This window comes from Microbacterium sp. SY138, from assembly GCF_039729145.1.
Taxonomy (GTDB): Bacteria; Actinomycetota; Actinomycetes; order Actinomycetales; family Microbacteriaceae; genus Microbacterium; species Microbacterium maritypicum_A.
Window position 1 is genome coordinate 1970838 of record NZ_CP155793.1, and the last position, 21937, is coordinate 1992774.

Sequence of the window (21937 nt, forward strand, 5' to 3'; positions counted from 1 at the left end):
GGTGGCTCCTTGCTTCGTTAGGTGTGTGTACGAGGGATTACTTGGCGTCAGCAGCCTCGGCGGCGGCGACCTCAGCGGTCTCCTCACCGGAAGCGGCGGCGATCGCCTCGTCGTGCGCCTCAGCACCGGCCTCGTCGGCAGCGGTCTCGTCGGCGGCGGGCGTCTCGACGACGGCAGCGGCGTCGTCTGCCGTGACGACCTCGGCGGCGTCAGCGGACTCCTGAACCTCCTGTGCGGGAGTCTCGAGGAGCTCCTTCTCCCAGTCGGCCAGCGGCTCGGCGTCGCCGGTCTCCGGGTTGTGCTTCTGCTGCAGGCCCTCGGCCGCGGCGTCGGCGATGATGCGCGTCAGCAGCGAGACGGAGCGGATCGCGTCGTCGTTGCCGGGGATCGGGTACTGGAAGTCATCCGGGTCGGCGTTCGTGTCGAGGATGCCGATCACGGGGATGCCGAGCTTCTTGGCCTCATCGATCGCGAGGTGCTCACGCTTGGCGTCGACGACCCAGATGGCCGAGGGCGTCTTGGTGAGGTTGCGGATACCGCCCAGCGACTTGTGCAGCTTGTCGAGCTCGCGCTTCTTGAGCAGGAGCTCCTTCTTGGTGAAGCCGCTGTTCGCGGGGACCTCGTAGTCGAGCTCCTCGAGCTCCTTCATACGAGCGAGACGCTTGGAGATCGTCTGGAAGTTGGTGAGGAGTCCACCGAGCCAGCGCTGGTTGACGAAGGGCTGACCCACACGGGTCGCCTGCTCGGCGAGGATCTCCTGCGCCTGCTTCTTGGTGCCGACGAAGAGGATCGTGCCACCGTGGGCGACGGTCTCCTTGACGAAGTCGTAGGCCTTGTCGATGTAACCCAGCGACTGCTGCAGGTCGATGATGTGGATACCGCTGCGCTCGGTGAGGATGAAGCGCTTGACCTTCGGGTTCCACCGACGGGTCTGGTGTCCGAAGTGCACGCCGCTGTCGAGCAGCTGGCGGATGGTGACCACAGCCATGGTCGTCTCCTGGTTCTGGCGCGGTTCTGCGCCGTTGAGGTTGCAAGCCGATCGGATGATCGGACTTCCTGGTGCCCGGCTCACGCCCGCCTTATCGAGGAGAAGGACCTGTGGGAGTGGATGCCGCGAAGTGAATCGCTTTGGGCACGCGTAGTCACCTCGATTTCGAGGTGCTCCCCCAGCATACAGGATCGCGCGGGCACTCACCCTGCACCTCACGCCGCACGCCGGTCTTGTTCCGGTGTCCCGCGGCGGCCGACCATTCCGGTGCCCGCGACGGAGTGCACCCGACCAGACTCGCACCATGCGCACAGTCCCCCGAGCCCTTTCCCTTCTCGTCGTCGCTCTGCTGCTCGCTCTCACCGCGCCGGCTCCCGTGGCGGCGGCGGAAGCTCCCTCGACAACCGAATGGCCTCGCTGGAGCTGGCCGGTGGCCGGGCCTCGCGCTGTCGCGGCTCCGTTTCGCGCGCCCGCGCACGAGTACGGTGCCGGCCATCGCGGCGTCGATCTGGCCGCAGTGGTGGGAGCAGAGGTGTCCGCCCCCGCGGACGGTGTGGTCGCCTTCCGCGGCACCGTGGTGGATCGGCCGCTCCTCACCATCGAGCACACCGGCGGCCTCGTGACGACTCTCGAACCCGTTCGGTCGACGCTCGTCGCGGGTGATGTCGTCACGGCCGGGCAGGCGCTCGGAGTCTTGGATATCGGCGGGCACACCGCCGCGGGTTCCCTCCACCTCGGCGTGCGGCTGGACGGCGACTACATCAATCCCCTGCTGCTCTTCGACGGCGTTCCGAGAGCCGTCCTGCTCCCCTGCTGCGAAGCACGCTGAGCGACGGGGGCTTAGCGAGAGATCATGCGCGCGGATGGGCCAGTCGATAGGTCGCCGTCAGACGCTCGGTGGAGACGTGGGTGTATATCTGCGTCGTACCGAGGCTGGCGTGTCCGAGGATCTCCTGGACCGCCCTCAGATCGGCTCCCCCGTCGAGCAGATGAGTGGCCGCGGTGTGCCGCAGAGCGTGAGGACCGATCGTCTCGGCACCCACGATCGGCGCGAGAACCCGCGCGACGAGTTCGTACACGGTCCGCGGCCCTACCCTGCCACCGCGGCTGCCCAGGATCACGGCAGGGGTGAAGGTTCGGGCGCGCGCGACGAGTACCGGCCTACCGCGCCTCAGGTACGCCGACAATGCGTCGCGCGCCGGAGTGCCGTAGGGCACGATGCGTTCCTTCGCGCCCTTGCCGAGCACTCGCGCCGTACCGCGGTCGAGATCGAGATCGTCGATGTCCAGTCCGCAGAGCTCGGAGACACGGATACCGGAGCCGTACAGCAGCTCGAGGATGGCGTGGTCTCTCAACGCGATCGGGTCGCCCTCTTCGGCGGCGTCGCGGTGAGAATCCAGAAGTGTCGACATCGCGTCCCGCGAGGCGACCGTCGGCAACGTCCTTCCCCTCTTCGGGGCGACCAGGCGCAGGCTCGGATCATGCGTGATGAGCGCCTGCTCCTGAGCCCAATTGAAGAATGAGCGGGCCGTGGCGGCGCGGCGCGCGAGGGTCGATCTGGCGTCGCCACGCTGAGTGGCGCGCCACAGCCAGTCCCGAAGCACCTCGAGGTCGACGGACTCGAGGGGAACACCACCCGCCGCGGCGTCGAGGTCTCGCAGGTCTGAGCGATAGGCCTTGACGGTCGCGGCGGACAGCCGGCGCACCTTCTCCAGGTGTTCGGCGAACGCCTCCGTCGCGGCAGCGAGATCCATGAGTCCAGCTTGCCCCGCGCATGCCCTGTCCGCGGCAGCCTCGCCGTTCATCGTGCACGGGAAGCCGATGCTCTCGCGGGGCGCTGACGATGCCACCCTCCGTCGTCATGCGCGACGTCGCCCTCGAGATGAAGGAGCCCGAGTACGGCCCGAACCCGATCAGGAGACAGGCCGGAGCGACGCGCCACCTCTTCTATGGACAGACGCGTCCGGGTACCCAACGCATCGAGCACGCGGCTGTGGCTCGAGTCCCGCTCTGACCCGTCTTCCTCGACTCTTTCGTCGATCGCGCCGTACAACTCCCTCACCTCCTGCGCGGAGGTCACACAGTGTGCGTCGTACTCGCGGAGCAGACGATGACACCCCGCCGACGACGCAGACGTCACTGCACCGGGCACGGCGCCGAGTGGCCGACCGAGCGAGGCCGCGTGGCCCGCGGTGTTCAGCGATCCACTTCTCCACCCCGCCTCGACGACGACCGTCGCATGGCCGAGCGCCGCGATCAAACGGTTTCGAGCGAGGAATCGCCACTTGGTGGGCGCCGCCCCACACGGCGGCTCACTCACGAGAGCCCCTCGTTCCGCGATCTGACGCAGGAGACTCTGATGGCCGGCAGGATATGCGCGGTCCACGCCGCCGGCGAGGATCGCGATCGTGGCGCCCTGAACGCCGAGTGCGGCACGATGCGCGGCCCCATCGATCCCGTACGCACCACCGGAGACGATCACGGCGCCGGTGGCCGCGAGATCACCCGCCAGTTCGGTCGCCACGTGCTCGCCGTACCCGCTGCAGGCTCGAGCCCCGACGATCGAGACTCGGGGCTCGCGGCCGAGCAACTCCACGCGGCCGCGCACCCACAGCGCGCTCGGGGCGTGTGGGCCGAGATCCGTGAGACCGCGGGGCCATGCGGCGTCTCCCGGGATCACGAGCTGCGCTCGCACGGCGACACCTCCGCGCAGCGCGGCCATGACCGCCCGAGGATCGGCGCGGGGGCGCCAGCGGGCTCGACCGTCGACCAGTGCGCGCGTTGCCGTAGCGCTGGCACCGCCCGGAGGGAGAAGCGACGACGAATCTCCCACAGCGAGAGAAAGCGCATCCGCTGCACCGAGCGATTCGATCAACGATCCGGCCACTGCATCGCCGGGCTCGGCGATCACAGACCAGGCGACACGCGCGACGCAATCGGCCAGCTCATCACCGGGATGGAGGGTGCGGGCGAGGGCGAGGATCTCGGAATCAGCGAGGAGGACATCCATCATCGCGGGAGCCCCCTTCGGAGATGCAGCGCCCGTCCGACCTCATCGATCCCGGGACGATCGAGCTCCGCCAGATCTGCCATCGTCCAAGCCACACGCAGAACGCGATCGTACCCACGGAGCGTGAGGGCGCCGCGCTCGAGGGCTCGATCGAGTGGAGCGCGCACCGCAGGAGCCAGTCGGAGTGCCCCCTGACGCAGACTGGTCCCCGGCGCTTCTGCATTGCGTCGCCACCGCATACTCATCCACCGATGGGCAGCTCGCTCTCGGGCCGCAGCGACGCGTTCTCGAGCCTGCGCCGTCGTCATCGATGGAGAATGATCGCCCATCGCTCGCGATGCCGCGACACGACTCACCTGCAGATCGATGTCGAGACGGTCGCGAAGCGGTCCGGACAAGCGCGTGGAGTATCGCCTGATCGACATGGGTGGGCAGACGCACTCCGCGCCGCGGACACCGTGGTTCCCGCACGGACAGGGATTCATCGCGAGCAGCAGCTGGAATCTCGCGGGAAACGTGGCGGTGAATCCCGCCCGATGCACCTCGATCGCCCCGGATTCGAGCGGCTGTCGGAGCGCATCGAGTGCGACCCGGGAGAACTCGGCAGCCTCGTCCAGGAACAGCACACCGCGGTGGGCACGTGCGATCGCTCCCGGTCGCGCCGTGCGCGAGCCCCCTCCGACCAGCGATGCGACAGACGCGCTGTGATGCGGCGCCTCGATCGGCGGGAGCACATCGAGCGCTGCGACGGGCTCTCCGCTGAGTGATCGCACCGACGCGACCTCTAGTGCCTCCTGCTCCGTGAGGGACGGCATGATGCCCGGAAGCCTGCGCGCGAGCATCGTCTTACCCGCGCCTGGAGGTCCGCTCAACAGCAGATGATGACCGCCGGCAGCGGCGACGACCAACGCTTCCACGGCATCCTCCTGACCGACGACATCGGCGAGGTCGAGCGTGTCACGTGGTCCGCTCTGAGTCGATGCCAGCACGACCGCCTCCACATCGGGCACTTCGACATCGGCACCGTGCCAGACCGCGACCTCTGCGAGTGAAGCGGCTGCGCGCACATCGACACCCGGTACCAGACGTGCCTCGGCTTCGTTTCCCCGTGGCACGATCACCGATTCGAATCCGGCGCGTGCCGCTGCGAACACCGCCGGCAGAACCCCGAGCACCGGCCGGATCCTGCCGTCGAGACCCAGCTCGCCGATGTGGACCGTCGCCGAGATCGACCGCGGTGAGATGACACCGCCTGCAGCGAGGCAGGCCATGGCAATCCCCAGGTCGAACCCGGCGCCGTGCTTGGGGAGGCTCGCCGGCGACAGATTCACCGTGAGCCGTCGCCGTGGAAGATCCAGCCCGGCGTTCTTGCAGGCGTTGTGCACGCGCTGGACGGCTTCGCCGAGGGACTTGTCGGGGAGCCCGATGATCCGGAACTCCGGTGTCTGGTTCGACATGTCGGCTTCGACCTCGACGAGATGCCCATCGACGCCGGTGAGCGCGACCGCCCAGGTGCGCGAGGTCGTCACGCGATGTCCACGAGGTGCTCGAGCGAGCCGGAGGCCGGATCGGACCCGATGATGCCGATCGCTTCGAGCCGGAGGACGCGCCCTCGCGCCTCCTCCGGATTCTCCGTCGCCCATGCCTGAGCGAGCTGCCAGAGCCGACGTCGCTTGCGAGCGTCGATGGCCTCGAACGGGTGCCCGTAAACGGCGGTCCGTCTCGTCTTGACCTCAACCACCGCGAGGTGGTGGTCGCGCACGGCGACGATATCGATCTCTCCCTGCGCGCACCGCCAGTTCCTGGCGAGCACGGTGTACCCGCGACGCCTCAGATGCTGAGCGGCCCGCTCTTCCCCTGCTCTTCCGAGCTCGTCCTTCGCTGCCATACGGCCAGCTTCACGCGCATGCGGATCGCACGTGGCCGGCGCCGGCGCACAACCCCGGTGGTCGGGGAGAACTCGAACTCGCAGCGCGGGGTGCAGGAACACCGAGATCCGCAACGCGCCGAGAGAGCTCCCCGAGATGCTTCGTCGAGAGGCGCCGTCACTCGCCGTCGAGCGAGAGCTCCTGGGGGAGCTCGAACTCCCGACGCTGCAGTTCCTCGACGTTGACGTCCTTGAACGTCAGCACGCGCACGGCCTTCACGAAGCGGTCGGCTCGGTAGATGTCCCACACCCAGACGTCGGTCATCGAGATCTCGAAATAGAAATCATGCTCGGTGTCACGACGGACGACGTTGACCTCGTTCGCCAGGTAGAACCGCCGCTCGGTCTCGACGACGTACTGGAACTGCGACACCACATCCCGGTACTCCCGGAACAGTGCCAGCTCGAGCTCGCGGTCGTAGTCGTCGAAGGCTTCCTCATCCATGATGTGTCCATCCTAGAGTCGCGGACACCGGGGCGCGTCATCCAGCGGTCGGCCGTGCGCGCCGCGGTCGGCTCAGAAAAGGGTGGGAACGTCGGCGATCGCCCACGACGCGCGGTGGTAGCGGGAGAGCCCGATGGCGCGGATCGCGTCGCGATGCTCGAGGCTGGCATAGCCCTTGTTGCGGTTCCACTGATACGCGGGATACGTCTCGTGGAGCTCCGCCATGTGCTGGTCCCGCGCGACCTTCGCGATCACGGACGCCGCGGAGACGGAGGCGCAGTCTCGGTCGGCTTTGATCACCGGGCGCACGTGGAGCGGCACCGGGTGCGCCCTCGACACATAGTCATGGTTGCCGTCGAGCAGGACGAGAGCGTCGTCGAGCGCGACCCCCTGATCCGCGACGGCCTGCACCGCACGCGACGCGGCAAGACCGAGCGCCCGCATGATGCCGACCTCGTCGACCTCCTCCGCACTCGCCCATCCGACGGCCGACGCCTGCACCCATGCGGCGGCGCGTGCTGCGACTTCAGGTCTGCGCTTCTCCGTCACGAGCTTGGAGTCGCGGAGGCCTTCCGGCACGCGCCGACGCGCGCCTGCGGCATTCATCGCGGCCGCGCCCACGGCGACAGGACCCGCGAGTGCCCCTCGGCCGACCTCATCGAGCGAGATGATCACCTCGCACTCACCGAGGAGGCGCCTCTCGAGAGTGAGTTTCGGTGCGACGACGGTCATTCCGGATCCGGGACGCCGTTGAAGATCTCGTGGTGCCCGTCGATCGGTCCCAGCCTGTTCAACGGCCACGTCGTGAGGAACGCCTTTCCCACGATGTTCTCCATCGGCACGAATCCGCCACTGGGGAGATCCTGGTGCGCACGGGCGTCACGCGAGCGATCGCGGTTGTCTCCGAGCAGCCAGACGGAATCCTCCGGGACCACGACATCGAAGGGCTCGTTGGACGCGGCCGTGTCCCCGGGAGGCAGATTGAGGTAGCTGAGCTCGTCGATGGGCGCGCCGTTGATCGTGATCTGGCCGAGCGCGTTGCAGCACACCACATGATCGCCCGGCAGACCGATCACGCGCTTGACGAGGTGGTCCTGCGAGTCCGTCGCGGAGATGCCCACGAAGTTCAGCACCCAGTCGACGGCCTCGACCAGCGGCGGCTGTGCAGGGGTCTGCGGCTGACCGTCGAGCCACCCGCCCGGATCCTTGAAGACGACCACGTCACCTCGCTCGTAGTCGGTCCATCGCGGCGTGAGCTCATCGACCAGGATGCGGTCGTTGATCAACAGGGTACGTTCCATCGATGCGGAGGGGATGTAGAACGAACGCACGACGAAGGTCTTCACCACGAACGAGACCAGCGCGGCGATCACGACGATCACGAGGACGTCGCGAAGGAATACGAGGAACCCGCGACGACGTCTGGACGTGGGCGCGGACGGGGATTCGGTCATCAGGTTCCTTCACGATCATGCACCGTCGTGCGGCGACGGTATCTAGGTTCGCACACCGGTGGGAGAACAAAGCACCCCGGGACATCGTGTCCCGGGGTGCTTTGGAGATGCTGCGACTCAGCGGTCGCGCTTCTCCTTGATCTTCGCCTTCTTGCCGCGCAGCTGGCGGAGGTAGTAGAGCTTCGCGCGACGCACGTCACCGCGGGTGACGACCTCGATGTGGTCGATCACCGGGGAGTGCACCGGGAAGGTACGCTCGACGCCGACCTGGAAGCTGATCTTGCGGACCGTGAAGGTCTCGCGCACGCTGTCGCCCTGGCGACCGATGACGACGCCCTGGAAGACCTGGATACGAGAGCGGCTGCCCTCGGTGATGTTGACGTGCACCTTGACGGTGTCACCGGGGAAGAAGTCCGGGATGTCCGAACGGAGGGAAGCCGCGTCGACGGCGTCGAGGATCTGCATGATCGTCTCTCTCTGCACCCGCCACAGGTCGCATGCATGTATTCAAAGGAACAAGAAAAGGAGTGAGCTGTACGGAGCAGACGCGTCCGCGGGCTCCCCTGTGGCAGAGCCGGTCACAGCACAAACATTCATTCTGCCACGGATACGGCGCCCGGCCAAAACGACGACGTCAGTCGCGGGAATCGGTCTCCCGCACCACGATGACCTCGTGCGCGCGCGTCGGCGGTGCCGGCTCATCGACCGTCGGGATCGTGGACCACGTGATGGTCTCGCGCAGTCGGGTACCGCTTCCCTTCGCCTCGTTCCACAGCTGCCACAGCTGCAACCAGATCAGGGCGATCCCCGCCACGATCGCACCGGTGAGCAACCAGGGGAACGCCCCGTCGATGAAGAATCCGACGGCGATCGTGAGCCCGTTCCACACGGTGAACCCCGCCACATCCCACCAGGAGACGGCACGCTCGATGCGGACGGACGGCCGTGAACGCGTGAGCAGCGTCAGCAGGAGCTGGCCCAGGAAGACGGACGGCATCGCAATGAGCAGCACCCAGAGGATCGACCAGCCGCCTTGGAAGACTCCCCACCCGATCAGCAGCCAGAGCGGCAGCAGGAACGCCGCCGGAAGGAGCCAGCGGAAGAAGGCCTGTCGCAACCACATGCTCAGATCGTACGTCGCTGCGTCCCCGCGTGTCCCGGTGTTCGCTGAGAGCGGTCGGGGATCCGCCGGTGCGGGATCAGGGAGAATGGAGATGACGAGAGGACACCCGATGATCGAACTGCGCACCCCCGCCGAGATCGATGAGATGCGCGCCGCAGGGCGCTTCGTGGCTGAGACCCTGGCGACGCTGCGCGACGAGACGAAGGTCGGGACCAATCTCCTCTCGATCGATCGACGCGCACACGACCTGATCCGCAAAGCCGGAGCCGAGTCCTGCTACATCGACTACCACCCCTCGTTCGGTGCGAGCCCGTTCGGCAAGGTCATCTGCACCTCGGTCAACGACGCCGTCCTGCACGGGCTCCCCCACGACTACACGTTGCGCGACGGTGACCTCGTCACCCTCGACTTCGCCGTCTCCGTCGACGGATGGGTCGCGGACTCCGCAGTCTCGTTCGTCGTCGGGACCGCGCGCGAAGAAGACCTACGACTCATCGACACCACCGAGCGCGCCTTGGTGGCAGCGATCGACGCCGCGACGGTCGGTAACCGCATCGGCGACATCTCCTCAGCTGTCGCTGCCGTTGCCCACGGAGACGGCTACTCGATCAACACCGACTTCGGCGGACACGGCGTGGGGCGCACGATGCACGGGGATCCGCATGTCCCGAACGACGGCCGCGCCGGACGGGGCTTCCCCCTGCGTGCGGGCCTGGTACTCGCACTGGAGCCCTGGTTCCTTGCGACAACCGACGAACTGGTCACGGACCCGGATGGATGGACTCTGCGCAGCGTCGACGGCTCCCGCGGCGCGCACTCGGAGCACACGATCGCCATCACCGAGGACGGACCCCTCATCCTCACGGACCGGTCGTTCCTCGGCGTCGACTGATCGAGTGCGGCCGGTCTCTCAGGCGCGGCGGTAGACGTAGACGTCCGTGACCTGCGGAAGGTCGAGCATCTCTCTTCCACGCGTGCCCGCTGAACTGTCGAGCACCGCCCCGATCTCCCCCAGCATCCGCGCACGCGTCGACTCCTCGGCGACGAGCAGGCTGCTCACCGTCGCCCATCGACGAAGATAGTGGTCGCGCGAGATGCGCTCGGCCCAATGGATCTCCTCCCGGCGGACGAGTTCGAAATGGGGAAGCACCTCAGCCGCACCGTCGGTCGTCGCGTCGGCCTCGGACACCGCCGGATGAGCGATGCGGTGACAAGCCCGGTCCCAGGTGCACGTCGGATCGGAGCGATTCCAGAGCAGCCCGAGCGCCCCTCGGGGGACCAGCACGCGAGCGATCTCGTCGCAGGCCGCGTCACGATCGAACCAGTGGAAGGCCTGGGCAACCGTGACGACGTCCACTGACGCATCCCCGAGCGGAATCCGCTCCGCTGCTCCGATCTGAGCTTCCACGTCGGGGAGTTTGACTCGCAGCATCTGCAGCATGCGCTCCGACGGCTCCACGGCCACCGTGCGCCGCGCACGATCGACGAGCAGTTCGGTGAACTTGCCGGTCCCGGCACCCAGGTCCAGCCCGACGTCGACGGTTGTCGGAACGATCATGGCCGCCGCTGCCTCCGGGAATCCGGGGCGGTATCTGTCGTAGTCGTCACCGATGATCTCGAACGACCTTGCGAGCGCATGTTCAGGCATGACTCGACGTTACCAAGGCTCATCTCACACCCCGCGGGTCCGGGAACTGCGGCGTATGCCATTCTGAATCCATGATTCCGCAGGACCGTCATGTGCCGGAGCGTGTGCTCCTCGCTCGGCACGGGCAGACCGTGTGGAACGTCGAGCACCGACTCCAAGGCCAGCTCGACTCTCCACTGACAGAGGCCGGTGTCGCCCACGCCCACGCGATCGCGGACAGACTCGTGGGCGCTCACGTGCTCACCGTGTGCACCAGCCCTCTCGGCAGAGCGATGCGGACGGCGATCATCATCGCCGATCGGATCGGAGCGGAACTGATCGAGGTGCCGGAGCTCGCAGAGCTCGACCACGGTGAGCTCGCCGGGATGACATGGGAAGAGATCGACGAGGTCTACCCGACCGCCAGAGAGGAACGTGCCGCCAACCGCTATGGCTGGGCATTCCCGGGCGGGGAGAGCTACGCGCAGGCCAGGTCTCGGGCGCGGAAGGCGCTCAGCAACTGTGGGTGGGCGGCCGAGGGCGTCCCCCTGCTCGTGAGCCACGAGATGATCGGACGCATGCTGCGCGCGGAGTTGCGAGGACTGGACGCATCGAGTGCGCTCGGTCTGCGGCATCCGCACGGTGTGGTCTTCGATATCGAACGCCGGTCCGAGCGGATTCTCTGAGGCGGACGTTGACGCCGGGCCCGACGGGATTCAGATCTGCCCGTCGATCACGAGGACGCGGCTTCGCCCTCCGCAAGCAGGTCGGGTCGACGGGTTCGGGTCCGCACGAACTGCTGCTCGCGACGCCAGGCGGCGATCGCGGCATGATTGCCGCTGAGCAGAACGTCCGGCACGGCACGCTCACGCCATGACGCGGGCTTCGTGTAGGACGGATACTCCAGCAGTCCGTCCTCGTGCGACTCCTCGACGAGGCTCTCGGGGTTGCCGACGACACCGGGGATGAGTCGGCCGATCGCCTCGATCATCGCCATGGTCGCGACCTCGCCCCCATTGAGGACGTAGTCGCCGAGGCTGATCAACCGGACCTCGCCGAGATCGGCGGCGAACTCGAACACGCGCTCGTCGATGCCCTCGTAACGACCACAGCCGAAGACGAGATGCTCACGGGTCGCCAACTCACGCGCGGTCTTCTGGGTGAAGACCTCCCCCGCCGGCGACGGGAAGATGATGGTCGGTCGCTGCCCGTCCTCGGTGTCGGAGGAACCGGCGATCTCGTCGAGCGCGAGCCCCCAGGGCTCCGGCTTCATGACCATGCCGGCGCCGCCGCCGTACGGCGTGTCGTCCACCGTCCGGTGACGGTCCGAGGTCCAGTCGCGCAGGTCTCGCACACGCAGGTCGATGAGACCCGTGCTCTGCGCCTTGCCGAGCAGGGACAGCGTCAGGCCGTCGAAGTAGGACGGGAAGATGGAGAGGACGTCGATGCGCACGGAGGAACCGTATCAGCGGTCACTCGGACGCGTCGGCGTCCGGGGCGACCTGCGGCTCGGCGTCCGCGATCTCTGCGATCTCTTCGATCTCTTCGAAGAGTCCCGGCGGCGGCGTCACGATGACGCGGCCCTCCTGCACATCGACGGTCGGGACGATGGCGGCGACGAACGGAACCATGACCTCGTCTTCGCCGGCCTTGACGATGAGGAGATCCTGTGCCGGGAAGTGCTCAACCCGTATGACCCGCCCGATGACCGTGTCGTCTCGGACGACATCGAGTCCGACGAGCTGATGGTCGAACCATGCGTCGTCCTCGACCTCGTCGGCGTCCTGGTCGATCCACAGGATCGCCCTGACGAGGCTGTCGGCGGCGTCACGGTCGTCGACGTCTTCGAAGAAGACGACGGGATTGCCGTTCATCACGCGGTACTCGCGCACCGTGATCTGCTTGCCGTGCCACGGAGATGCCTCGGGCACCTGCAAGGTGAATCCGGCACCGGGGGTGAAACGACCCTCGGGGTTGTCCGTGTACAGCTCGAGCTTGAGCCCACCCTTGAGTCCGTGCGCCTTGACGAGGCGTCCGACACGCAGCTGGTTCTTGCCCTGATTGCGGTCCTTCGGCACCACGTCAGTCGTCCGCGACATCGACGCGGACCCGACGCCCGTCAGCGAGTGCGCTGACGAGGGTGCGAAGGGCCTTCGCAGTGCGGCCGCCGCGCCCGATCACGCGTCCACGGTCATCGGGGTGCACGCGCACCTCGAGGAGGTCGCCTCGCGGCGACGTGGATTCGTTGATGCGAACATCCTCCGGGTGATCGACGATCCCCTTGACGATGTGTTCGAGCGCGGCGGCGAGCACGACGGATTACTCTGCGTCTGCTGCGGGAGCCTCAGCGGCCTCCGCGTCGGCCGCGGCGGGAGCCTCCTCAGCGGGAGCCTCGGCCTTCTTCTCGACCTTGGGCTTGACGACGGACTTCTTGGACGCGTCGATCTCGAAGGGGACCTTCGGCTCGGCGACCTTGAGCGTGGACTTCGCGTCCTTGTCGCCCTTGAACTTGCCCCAGTCGCCCGTGATCTTGAGGATGGCGGCGACCTGCTCGGTCGGCTGCGCGCCGACGGAGAGCCAGTACTGCGCCCGCTCGGAGTCGACCTCGATGAACGAGGGCTCCTCGGTGGGGTGGTACTTGCCGATCTCCTCGATCACGCGACCATCGCGCTTGGTCTTCGAGTCGGCGACGACGATGCGGTAGTACGGCGCACGGATCTTGCCCAGGCGCTTGAGACGAATCTTGACAGCCACGATTCTCCTGAATTGTGTGGAAGGAAACGAACCGGTCGCCTGGAGAGTGGGGTGCACACCCGGCGGAAGCTCAAATGAGTGTGGACACCTGCTGGATAGAGGGTCGAGCAGGTGGTCCAGCCCTCTATTCTGCCAGATGCGCGCGCCAGGCGCGAAACGTGGCGAAACCGCCGTTGCCGTGTCGCATGCCTCGCGTGCCAGACTGTGCGGGTGAAGCTCGAGTTCGCCTCATCCGCCCGGTCCACCGTCGGCCTCGAATGGGAGATCATGCTCGCGGACCCCGCGAGCGGTGACCTCGTCGGTCGCGCCCCCGAACTTCTCGCCGCGCTCGAGGCCGAGAGCGCCGATGAGCGTCATACGGTCACCGGCGAACTGCTCACCAACACGATCGAGGTCACGAGCGGTATCGGCGATTCCGTGGCTCATGCGGTCGACGACATCGCGAACGCCATCACCGCGGTGCGGGCCGCGACCGATCCCGCGGGTGTCGAGCTGCTCTCGGCCGGAAGCCACCCCTTCGCGCAGTGGTACGACCAACAGGTGACGGACAAGTCGCGCTACCACACCCTGATCGAGCGCACCCAGTGGTGGGGACGCAACATGATGATCTGGGGAATCCACGTGCACATCGGCGTCGAGGACCAGCGCAAGGTCTTCCCCATCATCAACGCTCTCGCCGGGTTCCTCCCGCACCTGCAGTCGCTGGCGGCGTCGAGCCCGTTCTGGGCGGGAGAACGCACCGGATATGCCTCCAACCGCGCACTCGTGTTCCAGCAGCTTCCCACCGCCGGCCTGCCGTGGCCGCTGCACGACTGGTGGCAGTACGAGTCCTACCTCGATGACATGGTGCGCACGGGTGTCATGGCCGACGCGACCGAGGTGCGCTGGGATATCCGTCCCGCTCCACGCTGGGGCACCATCGAGGTCCGCGCGTGCGACGGGCTCTCCACCCTGCCGGAACTTGCATCGGTCGCGGCGCTCGTCCAGGTGCTCGTCGAGGACTTCTCACGACAGCTCGACGAGGGGAAGGCACTTCCGGAGCTTCCCGCCTGGTTCCACCGCGAGAACAAGTGGCGCGCCGCGCGCTACGGGCTGGAGGCCCGCGTGATCGTCGACGCCGACGGCACGCAGCGCCCGGTGCGCGAGCATCTGACGGAGACGCTCGAAGCCCTCACCCCGACAGCCGTCGAGCTCGGCTGCGGTCGCGAGTTCGGCGGCATCGCCACGATCCTGGAGGGAGGCGCAAGCTACGCGCGACAACTCGCGGTGGCGGATGCCGCGGGGGGCGACCTCTCAGCGGTGGTGCACCACCTGATCCGCGAGTTCCGCTCCGGGCCGGAGTCCTCCACCGACGAGCCCTAGCGGTCGAGGGCAGCGAGCTCAGTCCTCGACGAGGCGCCTCGCGAGCCCTTCGTCCAGGACGACATCCGTGATCAGGCCAGCGGCCAGGGCCGCGCGGAGACTCACCAGCTTCGGGATTCCCGAGACGACACACACGCGACGCGGGACGCGACGCAGACGGTCGAGGCCGGGACCCGTGGCTCTGGCATTCACACGGATGTCGCGCCAGGACCCGTCGGAACGGAAGAACACCGTCGCGACGTCGCCGATGGCGTGGTCCTCCCGAAGGCTGCGATAGTCATCGCGTCCGAGATAGCCCCCGACGTAGACCCGACTCGGAACCTCGGCGGCGGGCGAGCCGAGGCTGAACACGGCGACGTCCATCTTCGCCTGCAGATCGAGCACACGACGAGTGCTGCGCTCACGCCACATGGCCTCGCGGGTGGCAGGGTCATCGAAGAACGCGGGAACGGGGAACTGCTGTACCTGTGCACCGAAGGCGCTGCCGAACCGTTGCAGGATGTCACTGGAGTACTCCACGCCGGTCGTCTGCGTGTTCCCGGCCCCGTTGAGCTGCACGAAGGTCGTGTTGTGCGTCTCCTTCTGCGTGAGCCCGCGACTCACCGCACTGATGGTCGAGCCCCATGCGACGCCGATCACCATGTTCGAGTCGACGAACTGCGACAGCAGCCGTCCGGCGGTGAGCGCAACGCGCTCGAGACGTTCGACCTCGCTGAGGATCTCCGGCATCGGCACGACGTGCGCCGCCACCCGATGCCTGTCGCGAATCCGATGCTCGAGCATGCCGAGGCGTTCGAGCGGGGAGTTGATCCGGATGTCGACCAGGCCGCTCTCCCGCGCGAAGCTCAGCAGCCGCGAGACCGAGGACCGGGAGGTGCCGAGCTCTTTCGCGATGACTTCCATCGTCTTGTCCTGCATGTAGTAGAGCTGCGCGGCGGTGAGCGCCGCGATCAGCTTGCTGTCGCGGGATTCCGCGCTTGCACCGGCCATGATGACCTCCTCGCCCTCGATCCTTGCACATATGTGCAGTGGGCTTGCGCGGGATGTCACACAGGTCGATGCTGGTTGGCAAGTAAGGAAGAGAGGGTCGACGATGATCGATTCGACACACTCGTCGGCGGAGCGCGCGGAGATTCGCGCCGTCCGTGAATCCGGACGCACCAGCGTCCTCGTCATCGGCGGGGGGATCAACGGCATCTCCACGTTCCGCGACCTGGCTCTGCAGGGCGTCGATGTCGTGCTCGTCGAGCGAGGGGACTTCGCCTCCGGCGCATCCTCCGCATCGAGCCACATGATCCACGGCGGGATCCGCTACCTCGAGAACGGTGAGTTCCGGCTCGTGCGCGAGTCCGTCGAGGAGCGCAACGGCCTGCTCAAGATCGCCCCGCACTACGTCAAGCCGCTGCAGACGACCATCCCGATCTACTCGACATTCTCGGGCATCCTCTCCGCTCCCCTGCGCTTCCTCACGCACAAGAGCGGAAAGCCCCAGGAACGGGGCGCGTTCCTGATCAAGGTCGGCCTCACGATCTACGACACCTTCTCCCGTGACGGAGGGATGGTGCCTCGCCATCGGTTCCTCGGCCGCAAGAAGTCTCTCGCCGAGCTTCCCTCGCTCGACCCGAAGATCAAGTACACCGCCACGTACTACGACGCCTCGATGCACGACCCGGAGCGCCTCGCGCTCGACGTGCTGCAGGACGGACGCACGGCGCACCCGGGAGCGCACGCTCTCAACTACGTCGAGGCCATCGCCCGCGACGGCGACAAGGTCGTCCTCCGCGACCGCGAGAGCGGCACGGAGTTCACTGTGCAGGCTGACGTGGTCGTTAATGCCTCCGGCCCCTGGACCGACCTCACCAATGACGCGCTGGGCACGGACACCCGCTTCATGGGCGGCACCAAGGGCTCGCACATCGTGCTGGATCACCCAGAGCTGCTCGAGGCGACGCGGGGGCGGGAGATCTTCTTCGAGCACTCCGACGGCCGCATCGTACTCATCTACCCGCTCAAGGGACGCGTCCTGGTCGGCACCACCGACATCGACGCCGACCCGCGCGAGGTGCCGGTGTGCACCGAGGAGGAGGTCGACTACTTCTTCGACCTGATCCACCACGTCTTCCCGACGATCCCCGTGGCACGCGACCAGATCGTGTACAAGTTCTCTGGTATCCGTCCGCTGCCGCGCCATGAGGACACCGCTCCCGGATTCGTCTCCCGCGACTATCGCATCGAAGTCGACGAGAAGGGCGCAGTCCCCCTCGTGAGCCTCGTCGGCGGAAAGTGGACGACGTTCCGCGCGCTCGGCGAATCGCTCTCCGACGTCGTGCTCGGCCTCATCGACCGCACCAGGACCGTCTCCACCGCGGGACGCGCGATCGGCGGCGGCCGGGAGTTCCCGCGCACCGAGAAGGCCAAGCGCATCTGGATCCAGGAGAACCTTCCCGGTGCCGGTGCCCGCGCCGATCAGCTGCTCGCCCGCTACGGCACCCGGGCCGCCCAGGTCTGGGAGTACGTCGAGCAGGGAACGGACGCTCCGCTTGCCGGCGGCGCCCTCTCCACGCGCGAACTCGAGTGGATGGTGCAGAACGAGATGGTGGCGCGCCTCGAGGATGTCGTCCTGCGTCGCACCAGCATCGCGTTCACCGGTGGCGCCGATGCCGAGGTCCTCGACGAGATCGCCGACGCGCTCGCGCCGATGCTCGGCTGGGATCGCTCGCGTCACGACGCCGAGCTCGAGCAGACGCGCCAGCTGCTGAACGAACGACACGGACTCGATATCCCGTCCCGCACCCGCGGCTGACGGGGTCTCGGACTGCCGCCCTCCTCGCGGCGCAACTCCCATAACGTGTCGGGGCAGAGGTGCCCCGACACACAAGAAAGGTCAAAGAAGACATGGCTGATGTGAATCTCGGTCTCTACTTCCTCTCCGAGCTGGTCGGCACAGCGATGCTCGTGCTGCTCGGATGTGGTGTCGTCGCCAACGTGGCCCTCGCGAAGAACAAGGGCTTCGGCGGCGGCTTCCTGATGGTCAACTGGGGATGGGGCCTCGCGGTCTTCGCCGGTGTGCTCGTCTCCGCCTACTCCGGTGCGATCCTCAACCCGGCCGTCGGCATCGGCCTGCTGCTCGCGGGCAAGATCAGCTTCGTGATGTTCCTGACGGCCACGGCCGCTGAACTCGTCGGAGCGATCCTCGGTGCCGTTGTCACGTGGCTCGCATACAAGCAGCACTTCGATGAGGAGCCCGACCCGGCCAACAAGCTCGGCGTGTTCTCGACCGGCCCCGCGATCCGCTCGTACGGCTGGAACCTCGTCACCGAGATCATCGGTACCTTCGTGCTCGTGTTCGTGATCTTCGCGTTCGCCGACTACGGCGACATCGAGGTCGGCACCCCCGGCGGCCTCGGACCGCTCACCGCGCTCCCCGTAGCACTCCTCGTGGTCGCGATCGGCGCCTCCCTCGGTGGCCCGACCGGCTACGCGATCAACCCGGCGCGTGACCTCGGCCCGCGTATCGCTCACGCGATCCTCCCGATCAAGGGCAAGGGCTCCAGCGACTGGTCCTACTCGTGGGTCCCGGTGGTCGGTCCGCTCATCGGTGGTGCGATCGCCGCCGCTGCAGCGCCCGTCCTGCTGCACCTCGCCTGAACGACCTGAATTCAAAGGAGAACACAATGGCTGACTACATCCTCGCCATCGACCAGGGAACCACTTCGAGCCGCGCGATCATCTTCGACAAGAAGGGCAGCATCATCGCGACGGGCCAGAAAGAGCACGAGCAGATCCTGCCGAAGGCCGGCTGGGTCGAGCACGACGCCTCCGAGATCTGGCGCAACGTCCAGGAGGTCATCGGCCTGGCTCTGAGCCGCGCCGACCTCACCCGCCACGACATCGCTGCAGTGGGCATCACCAACCAGCGCGAAACCGCGGTGGTCTGGGACAAGACCACGGGAAAGCCCGCCTACAACGCGATCGTGTGGCAGGACACGCGCACCCAGGCGATCGTGGACCGACTGGCTGCTGACGGCGGCGTCGAGCGGTTCAAGCCGATCGTCGGTCTGCCCCTGGCCACGTACTTCTCGGGTACCAAGATCGCCTGGATCCTGGAGAACGTCGATGGAGCCCGTGAGAAGGCGGAAGCCGGCGACCTGATCTTCGGCACGACCGACAGCTGGGTTCTCTGGAACCTCACCGGTGGCGTCGACGGTGGAGTGCACGTCACCGACGTGACCAACGCCTCGCGCACGATGTTCATGGACCTCGAGACGCTCGAATGGCGCGACGACATCCTCGAGGCCTTCGGTGTGCCGCGGTCGATGATGCCGGAGATCCGCTCGTCCTCGGAGGTCTACGGCGCGGCGGAGGACTCCTCGTTGCTTCGCGAGACCCCGATCGCCGGCATCCTGGGCGACCAGCAGGCGGCGACGTTCGGTCAGGCGGCGTTCCAGAAGGGCGAGAGCAAGAACACATACGGAACGGGCTGCTTCCTGATCTTCAACACGGGCGAGGAGATCGTCCACTCGAAGAACGGGCTGCTCACCACCGTCGGCTACAAGCTGGGCGACCAGCCCACGCATTACGCCCTCGAAGGCTCGATCGCCGTCACCGGATCGCTGATCCAGTGGCTGCGCGACCAGCTCGGCATCATCTCCTCGGCCCCCGAGGTCGAGGAGCTGGCCGACAAGGTCGAGGACAACGGCGGGGTCTACATCGTGCCGGCGTTCTCCGGTCTGTTCGCTCCGTACTGGCGTCCCGATGCCCGAGGCGCGATCGTCGGACTCACCCGGTACGCGAACAAGAACCACATCGCTCGCGCAGCTCTCGAAGCGGTGGCCTTCCAGACGCGTGACGTGCTGGATGCCGTGAACGCGGACGCCGGCGTGGATCTCACCGAGCTCAAGGTCGACGGCGGCATGGTGGCGAATGATGCGCTCATGCAGTTCCAGGCAGACGTCCTCGGCGTGCCGGTCGTTCGCCCGGTGGTCGCGGAGACCACGGCGCTCGGTGCGGCCTACGCGGCCGGACTCGCGGTCGGATTCTGGAACGGTCTCGACGACCTCTCTGCCAACTGGCAGGAGGACAAGCGCTGGGAACCCTCCATGGAGGAGGCCGAGCGCGACCGCCAGCTGCGCCTGTGGCGCAAGGCGATCACCAAGTCGATGGACTGGGTCGACGACGACGTGAAGTGATCTGACGTGACAGCGAAGCGGGTCCGGAGTCCAACTCCGGACCCGCTTCGTCGTCTCCGCGGCAGCGGCCCGCTGAACCGTCAGAACCCGTTGATCGACGCGAAGAAGGCGCCGGTACCGTCGACCGAGACGCGTCCGCTCTCGTCGCTCGACGTCACCTGCTCGTAGCCGGAGTCGCTCCAGTAGAAGACATCCGTCGCGATCTCGCCGACGCCCTGTCCGAACATCTGCTGAGCGAATCCGTGCATGTCCTGCACGACATAGATCGCCTCCGGTCCGGTGATCACATGGAACGCGACATGATGACGTGAGGGCACGGCGAACAGGACGCCGTGCGGAGCCGATGAGATACCGGCTGCGGCCAGGAGGGCCGGGAAGTCGAGCACCCGGCTCGCGGTGAACATGGAGTCCGACACGATCGCCTGGAACGCGCCGTTGCCGACGTCGACGGTGTGCACCTCTTCGATCGGCTCCGCCGAAACTGCCGCGAGGGCCGTGGCCCACAGCTGTCCGGCATCGAACCGGCCGACGATCGCGTCAGGGACGGCGGTCGTGGTCTCGGGGTGATCGAGCATGAGGATCGCTTCGAGGCCGCTCACGATCGTGCGCCGGTACGTGTACGCCGCACGGTGGCTCTCCGGGAGATACGACGACGGGATGAGACGTGCTTTCACGAGGGACAGGACCTGATGATCGGAGAGATCTTCGTCGCGAGGGGCGGCCTGACGGCTCAGCAGACCGGAGATGTGACGCTCGACAGCCTCCGGCCAGTTCGACTCCGGTTCGAGCTTCACGGCGCGCGCGAGGTTGTACAGCCCGTACTGCGCGCCGGAGTCCCCCTCGGCGTAGTCGCCGTGCACGGTGATCGCCCCTGCTGTCGTAGGCCACTTCTCCGCGAACAGAGTGCGCAGCAGGGTGGCCTGCGGGACCGTGAGGTCTTCGAGATCCGCATCAGGCTGTGCTGCGTTCGACTTCTCACCGAAATTCAGGAACCCCATGCGGTATTCTCCCCCGGCGATCACCGGCCGAAGGACTTCTTCGGCGCGGACTCAAACGGACTCAGACTAACGCAGGCTGGCCGACGGTCGATTCCGCCGGGAGGTGGTCACGCCGAGTGCGCGACTTCGGTCACGGCGATGAACGCGCGTGCGACGTTCCGTGGCGCGGCAGCGTCCCAGGCGAGGTATTCGAGACGCACAGGGCCGCCGCGCACTTCCACCGTGGCCACGTCGAAACCGGAGCGATCGACGGTGCCCGGCGCCAGCAGGGTCACTGCCAGCCCTGCCTCGACGAGTCCCAGGATGAGGGTCGCGGAGTCGGCCTCGAAGGCGACGTCACGCGTCAGGCCCGCAGCAGCGAACGCCCCGTCGCTCTGCGCACGACCGGAGGTCGCCGCGGGGAAGTCCGCGAACGTCATCCCCGCGACATCGTCGAGCGCGATGCTCTCCGCATCCGCGAGTTCGTGCCCGCGAGGGAAGACGGCGACGAGGGGATCCCGAGAGAGGACACGCGACTCCACCCCCTCTGGATCGACACCCTCTCGCAGTCCGAGCAGCGCGATGTCGAGCTCGTCGTTTCGGAGCCTGCGGGCGAGGACATCGCTGTTCCCTACCTGCAGTTCCACCCTGACGAGCGGGTAGGCCCCACGGTAGGCGACGAGCACCGCGGGGAGGTCGATGGCGGTCACCGTCGGGATGACGCCGATTCGCAGCGTGCCTTCCACGACGCCGTCGACGGCGGCGGCGTCCTCCTTCGCCTGGTCTGCTGACCGAAGCGCGCGCCGCGCGTGTGCGACGAACGCCTGACCTGACTCCGTCACGCGCACATGGCGACTCGACCGTGCGAACAGTCGGCGGCCGAGTTCACGCTCGAGTGACGCGATCTGGTGGCTCAACGCCGATTGGGTGACGAAGCACCGTTCGGCGGCCCGGGTGAAGCTCAGCGTCTCGGCGACTTCGACGACATAGCGGAGCTGTTGAAGTTCCATGCTTCCATGATCTCGGTTCATGTATGCGGTGACAACCATGCGTTGGACTCATCACTTTGGTCCTCGCAGGC

At 67.1% G+C, this 21937-nt stretch carries 25 protein-coding genes; 7 read left to right on the forward strand and 18 right to left on the reverse strand.

Translation table 11 applies throughout. The features are described 5' to 3' along the window. Nucleotides 1-37: 37 nt before the first annotated feature. Nucleotides 38-988 (reverse strand): 30S ribosomal protein S2, encoded by a 951-nt coding sequence (rpsB, locus tag ABDC25_RS09390; protein WP_029265446.1) that lies wholly within the window; start codon nt 986-988, stop codon nt 38-40. 304 nt (nt 989-1292) lie between these two features. On the opposite strand from rpsB, the gene ABDC25_RS09395 reads away from it, so the two are divergent. Beyond that, a complete protein-coding gene (locus tag ABDC25_RS09395) occupies nt 1293-1817 on the forward strand; it encodes a M23 family metallopeptidase (protein ID WP_347122714.1) in 525 nt (174 codons plus the stop codon). A gap of 22 nt (nt 1818-1839) precedes the next feature. Here ABDC25_RS09395 and ABDC25_RS09400 read toward each other — a convergent pair whose 3' ends face one another. The 9 genes from ABDC25_RS09400 to ABDC25_RS09440 all read right to left on the reverse strand — a co-directional run bounded on the left by ABDC25_RS09400 (nt 1840) and on the right by ABDC25_RS09440 (nt 8947). Then, nucleotides 1840-2742 carry a tyrosine recombinase XerC gene (locus ABDC25_RS09400; RefSeq protein WP_322953497.1) on the reverse strand — a complete coding sequence of 301 codons (903 nt, stop codon included), beginning with the start codon at nt 2740-2742 and terminating at the stop codon, nt 1840-1842. 47 nt (nt 2743-2789) lie between these two features. Then, a complete protein-coding gene (dprA, locus tag ABDC25_RS09405; protein ID WP_347122717.1) occupies nt 2790-4001 on the reverse strand; it encodes a DNA-processing protein DprA in 1212 nt (403 codons plus the stop codon). Beyond that, a complete protein-coding gene (locus tag ABDC25_RS09410) occupies nt 3998-5527 on the reverse strand; it encodes a YifB family Mg chelatase-like AAA ATPase (protein WP_021200476.1) in 1530 nt (509 codons plus the stop codon). Before ABDC25_RS09410 ends, dprA begins: the two co-directional genes overlap by 4 nt. Further along, nucleotides 5524-5886, reverse strand: coding sequence for a YraN family protein (locus ABDC25_RS09415; protein ID WP_021200475.1), 363 nt, complete (start codon nt 5884-5886; stop codon nt 5524-5526). The genes ABDC25_RS09410 and ABDC25_RS09415 overlap by 4 nt, the downstream gene beginning before the upstream one ends. Before the next feature lie 157 nt (nt 5887-6043). After that, nucleotides 6044-6370 carry a DUF2469 family protein gene (locus ABDC25_RS09420; protein WP_017830719.1) on the reverse strand — a complete coding sequence of 109 codons (327 nt, stop codon included), beginning with the start codon at nt 6368-6370 and terminating at the stop codon, nt 6044-6046. 72 nt (nt 6371-6442) lie between these two features. Beyond that, complete coding sequence (locus ABDC25_RS09425) at nt 6443-7102, reverse strand: ribonuclease HII (RefSeq protein ID WP_021200474.1); 660 nt, start codon at nt 7100-7102, stop codon at nt 6443-6445. Then, the gene (lepB, locus tag ABDC25_RS09430; protein WP_021200473.1) at nt 7099-7824 is read right to left on the reverse strand and encodes a signal peptidase I; all 726 of its coding nucleotides are present in this window, start codon (nt 7822-7824) and stop codon (nt 7099-7101) included. The genes ABDC25_RS09425 and lepB overlap by 4 nt, the downstream gene beginning before the upstream one ends. A gap of 117 nt (nt 7825-7941) precedes the next feature. Next, nucleotides 7942-8289: a 50S ribosomal protein L19 gene (gene rplS / locus ABDC25_RS09435; RefSeq protein ID WP_017830722.1), complete on the reverse strand. Its 348-nt coding sequence runs from the start codon at nt 8287-8289 to the stop codon at nt 7942-7944. Between the two features lie 169 nt (nt 8290-8458). Next, nucleotides 8459-8947: an MFS transporter permease gene (locus ABDC25_RS09440; protein ID WP_167254211.1), complete on the reverse strand. Its 489-nt coding sequence runs from the start codon at nt 8945-8947 to the stop codon at nt 8459-8461. A gap of 109 nt (nt 8948-9056) precedes the next feature. Between ABDC25_RS09440 and map the strand changes: the two genes are divergently transcribed. Continuing rightward, on the forward strand, nt 9057-9839 hold the full coding sequence (map, locus tag ABDC25_RS09445) for a type I methionyl aminopeptidase (protein WP_029259112.1): 783 nt from the start codon (nt 9057-9059) through the stop codon (nt 9837-9839). Nucleotides 9840-9857: 18 nt separating this feature from the next. On the opposite strand, the gene ABDC25_RS09450 is transcribed toward map, so the two are convergent. Next, nucleotides 9858-10595: a class I SAM-dependent methyltransferase gene (locus ABDC25_RS09450; protein ID WP_347122721.1), complete on the reverse strand. Its 738-nt coding sequence runs from the start codon at nt 10593-10595 to the stop codon at nt 9858-9860. 71 nt (nt 10596-10666) lie between these two features. Here ABDC25_RS09450 and ABDC25_RS09455 point away from each other — a divergent pair, with 71 nt between their 5' ends. After that, nucleotides 10667-11260 carry a histidine phosphatase family protein gene (locus tag ABDC25_RS09455; protein WP_021200463.1) on the forward strand — a complete coding sequence of 198 codons (594 nt, stop codon included), beginning with the start codon at nt 10667-10669 and terminating at the stop codon, nt 11258-11260. A gap of 47 nt (nt 11261-11307) precedes the next feature. Here ABDC25_RS09455 and trmD read toward each other — a convergent pair whose 3' ends face one another. Genes trmD through rpsP form a run of 4 tightly spaced genes read right to left on the reverse strand, consistent with a single transcriptional unit; the run spans nt 11308 to nt 13328 of the window. Beyond that, complete coding sequence (gene trmD, locus ABDC25_RS09460) at nt 11308-12027, reverse strand: tRNA (guanosine(37)-N1)-methyltransferase TrmD (protein WP_021200462.1); 720 nt, start codon at nt 12025-12027, stop codon at nt 11308-11310. A 19-nt stretch (nt 12028-12046) separates the two neighbouring features. After that, the gene (gene rimM, locus ABDC25_RS09465) at nt 12047-12673 is read right to left on the reverse strand and encodes a ribosome maturation factor RimM (RefSeq protein ID WP_347122723.1); all 627 of its coding nucleotides are present in this window, start codon (nt 12671-12673) and stop codon (nt 12047-12049) included. Then, on the reverse strand, nt 12657-12887 hold the full coding sequence (locus ABDC25_RS09470; RefSeq protein ID WP_017830729.1) for an RNA-binding protein: 231 nt from the start codon (nt 12885-12887) through the stop codon (nt 12657-12659). Before ABDC25_RS09470 ends, rimM begins: the two co-directional genes overlap by 17 nt. 6 nt (nt 12888-12893) lie before the next feature. Beyond that, nucleotides 12894-13328 (reverse strand): 30S ribosomal protein S16, encoded by a 435-nt coding sequence (gene rpsP, locus ABDC25_RS09475; protein ID WP_021200460.1) that lies wholly within the window; start codon nt 13326-13328, stop codon nt 12894-12896. A gap of 210 nt (nt 13329-13538) precedes the next feature. On the opposite strand from rpsP, the gene ABDC25_RS09480 reads away from it, so the two are divergent. Further along, the gene (locus ABDC25_RS09480) at nt 13539-14690 is read left to right on the forward strand and encodes a glutamate--cysteine ligase (protein WP_347122726.1); all 1152 of its coding nucleotides are present in this window, start codon (nt 13539-13541) and stop codon (nt 14688-14690) included. A gap of 18 nt (nt 14691-14708) precedes the next feature. Here ABDC25_RS09480 and ABDC25_RS09485 read toward each other — a convergent pair whose 3' ends face one another. Further along, the gene (locus ABDC25_RS09485) at nt 14709-15680 is read right to left on the reverse strand and encodes a sugar-binding domain-containing protein (protein WP_021200458.1); all 972 of its coding nucleotides are present in this window, start codon (nt 15678-15680) and stop codon (nt 14709-14711) included. Nucleotides 15681-15783: 103 nt separating this feature from the next. Between ABDC25_RS09485 and ABDC25_RS09490 the strand changes: the two genes are divergently transcribed. The 3 genes from ABDC25_RS09490 to glpK all read left to right on the forward strand — a co-directional run bounded on the left by ABDC25_RS09490 (nt 15784) and on the right by glpK (nt 19879). Further along, entirely contained in the window at nt 15784-17493 is a 1710-nt protein-coding gene (locus tag ABDC25_RS09490) for a glycerol-3-phosphate dehydrogenase/oxidase (RefSeq protein ID WP_021200457.1), read from the forward strand. Nucleotides 17494-17585: 92 nt separating this feature from the next. Beyond that, nucleotides 17586-18338, forward strand: coding sequence for an MIP/aquaporin family protein (locus ABDC25_RS09495; protein WP_347122728.1), 753 nt, complete (start codon nt 17586-17588; stop codon nt 18336-18338). A 26-nt stretch (nt 18339-18364) separates the two neighbouring features. After that, nucleotides 18365-19879, forward strand: coding sequence for a glycerol kinase GlpK (gene glpK, locus ABDC25_RS09500; RefSeq protein WP_021200455.1), 1515 nt, complete (start codon nt 18365-18367; stop codon nt 19877-19879). Between the two features lie 80 nt (nt 19880-19959). Here glpK and ABDC25_RS09505 read toward each other — a convergent pair whose 3' ends face one another. Beyond that, on the reverse strand, nt 19960-20877 hold the full coding sequence (locus tag ABDC25_RS09505; protein ID WP_347122731.1) for a hypothetical protein: 918 nt from the start codon (nt 20875-20877) through the stop codon (nt 19960-19962). Between the two features lie 107 nt (nt 20878-20984). Further along, entirely contained in the window at nt 20985-21866 is an 882-nt protein-coding gene (locus tag ABDC25_RS09510) for a LysR family transcriptional regulator (protein ID WP_347122733.1), read from the reverse strand. Nucleotides 21867-21937 lie beyond the last annotated feature (71 nt).

What these genes read in the sequence shown, in the direction of transcription:
- rpsB (WP_029265446.1), bottom strand. Translation starts at nt 988, where the DNA reads ATGGCTGTGGTCACCATCCGCCAGCTGCTCGACAGCGGCGTGCACTTC.
- ABDC25_RS09395 (WP_347122714.1), top strand. Translation starts at nt 1,293, where the DNA reads ATGCGCACAGTCCCCCGAGCCCTTTCCCTTCTCGTCGTCGCTCTGCTG.
- ABDC25_RS09400 (WP_322953497.1), bottom strand. Translation starts at nt 2,742, where the DNA reads ATGGATCTCGCTGCCGCGACGGAGGCGTTCGCCGAACACCTGGAGAAG.
- dprA (WP_347122717.1), bottom strand. Translation starts at nt 4,001, where the DNA reads ATGATGGATGTCCTCCTCGCTGATTCCGAGATCCTCGCCCTCGCCCGC.
- ABDC25_RS09415 (WP_021200475.1), bottom strand. Translation starts at nt 5,886, where the DNA reads ATGGCAGCGAAGGACGAGCTCGGAAGAGCAGGGGAAGAGCGGGCCGCT.
- ABDC25_RS09420 (WP_017830719.1), bottom strand. Translation starts at nt 6,370, where the DNA reads ATGGATGAGGAAGCCTTCGACGACTACGACCGCGAGCTCGAGCTGGCA.
- ABDC25_RS09425 (WP_021200474.1), bottom strand. Translation starts at nt 7,102, where the DNA reads ATGACCGTCGTCGCACCGAAACTCACTCTCGAGAGGCGCCTCCTCGGT.
- lepB (WP_021200473.1), bottom strand. Translation starts at nt 7,824, where the DNA reads ATGACCGAATCCCCGTCCGCGCCCACGTCCAGACGTCGTCGCGGGTTC.
- rplS (WP_017830722.1), bottom strand. Translation starts at nt 8,289, where the DNA reads ATGCAGATCCTCGACGCCGTCGACGCGGCTTCCCTCCGTTCGGACATC.
- ABDC25_RS09440 (WP_167254211.1), bottom strand. Translation starts at nt 8,947, where the DNA reads ATGTGGTTGCGACAGGCCTTCTTCCGCTGGCTCCTTCCGGCGGCGTTC.
- map (WP_029259112.1), top strand. Translation starts at nt 9,057, where the DNA reads ATGATCGAACTGCGCACCCCCGCCGAGATCGATGAGATGCGCGCCGCA.
- ABDC25_RS09450 (WP_347122721.1), bottom strand. Translation starts at nt 10,595, where the DNA reads ATGCCTGAACATGCGCTCGCAAGGTCGTTCGAGATCATCGGTGACGAC.
- ABDC25_RS09455 (WP_021200463.1), top strand. Translation starts at nt 10,667, where the DNA reads ATGATTCCGCAGGACCGTCATGTGCCGGAGCGTGTGCTCCTCGCTCGG.
- rimM (WP_347122723.1), bottom strand. Translation starts at nt 12,673, where the DNA reads ATGTCGCGGACGACTGACGTGGTGCCGAAGGACCGCAATCAGGGCAAG.
- ABDC25_RS09485 (WP_021200458.1), bottom strand. Translation starts at nt 15,680, where the DNA reads ATGGCCGGTGCAAGCGCGGAATCCCGCGACAGCAAGCTGATCGCGGCG.
- ABDC25_RS09490 (WP_021200457.1), top strand. Translation starts at nt 15,784, where the DNA reads ATGATCGATTCGACACACTCGTCGGCGGAGCGCGCGGAGATTCGCGCC.
- ABDC25_RS09495 (WP_347122728.1), top strand. Translation starts at nt 17,586, where the DNA reads ATGGCTGATGTGAATCTCGGTCTCTACTTCCTCTCCGAGCTGGTCGGC.
- glpK (WP_021200455.1), top strand. Translation starts at nt 18,365, where the DNA reads ATGGCTGACTACATCCTCGCCATCGACCAGGGAACCACTTCGAGCCGC.
- ABDC25_RS09505 (WP_347122731.1), bottom strand. Translation starts at nt 20,877, where the DNA reads ATGGGGTTCCTGAATTTCGGTGAGAAGTCGAACGCAGCACAGCCTGAT.
- ABDC25_RS09510 (WP_347122733.1), bottom strand. Translation starts at nt 21,866, where the DNA reads ATGGAACTTCAACAGCTCCGCTATGTCGTCGAAGTCGCCGAGACGCTG.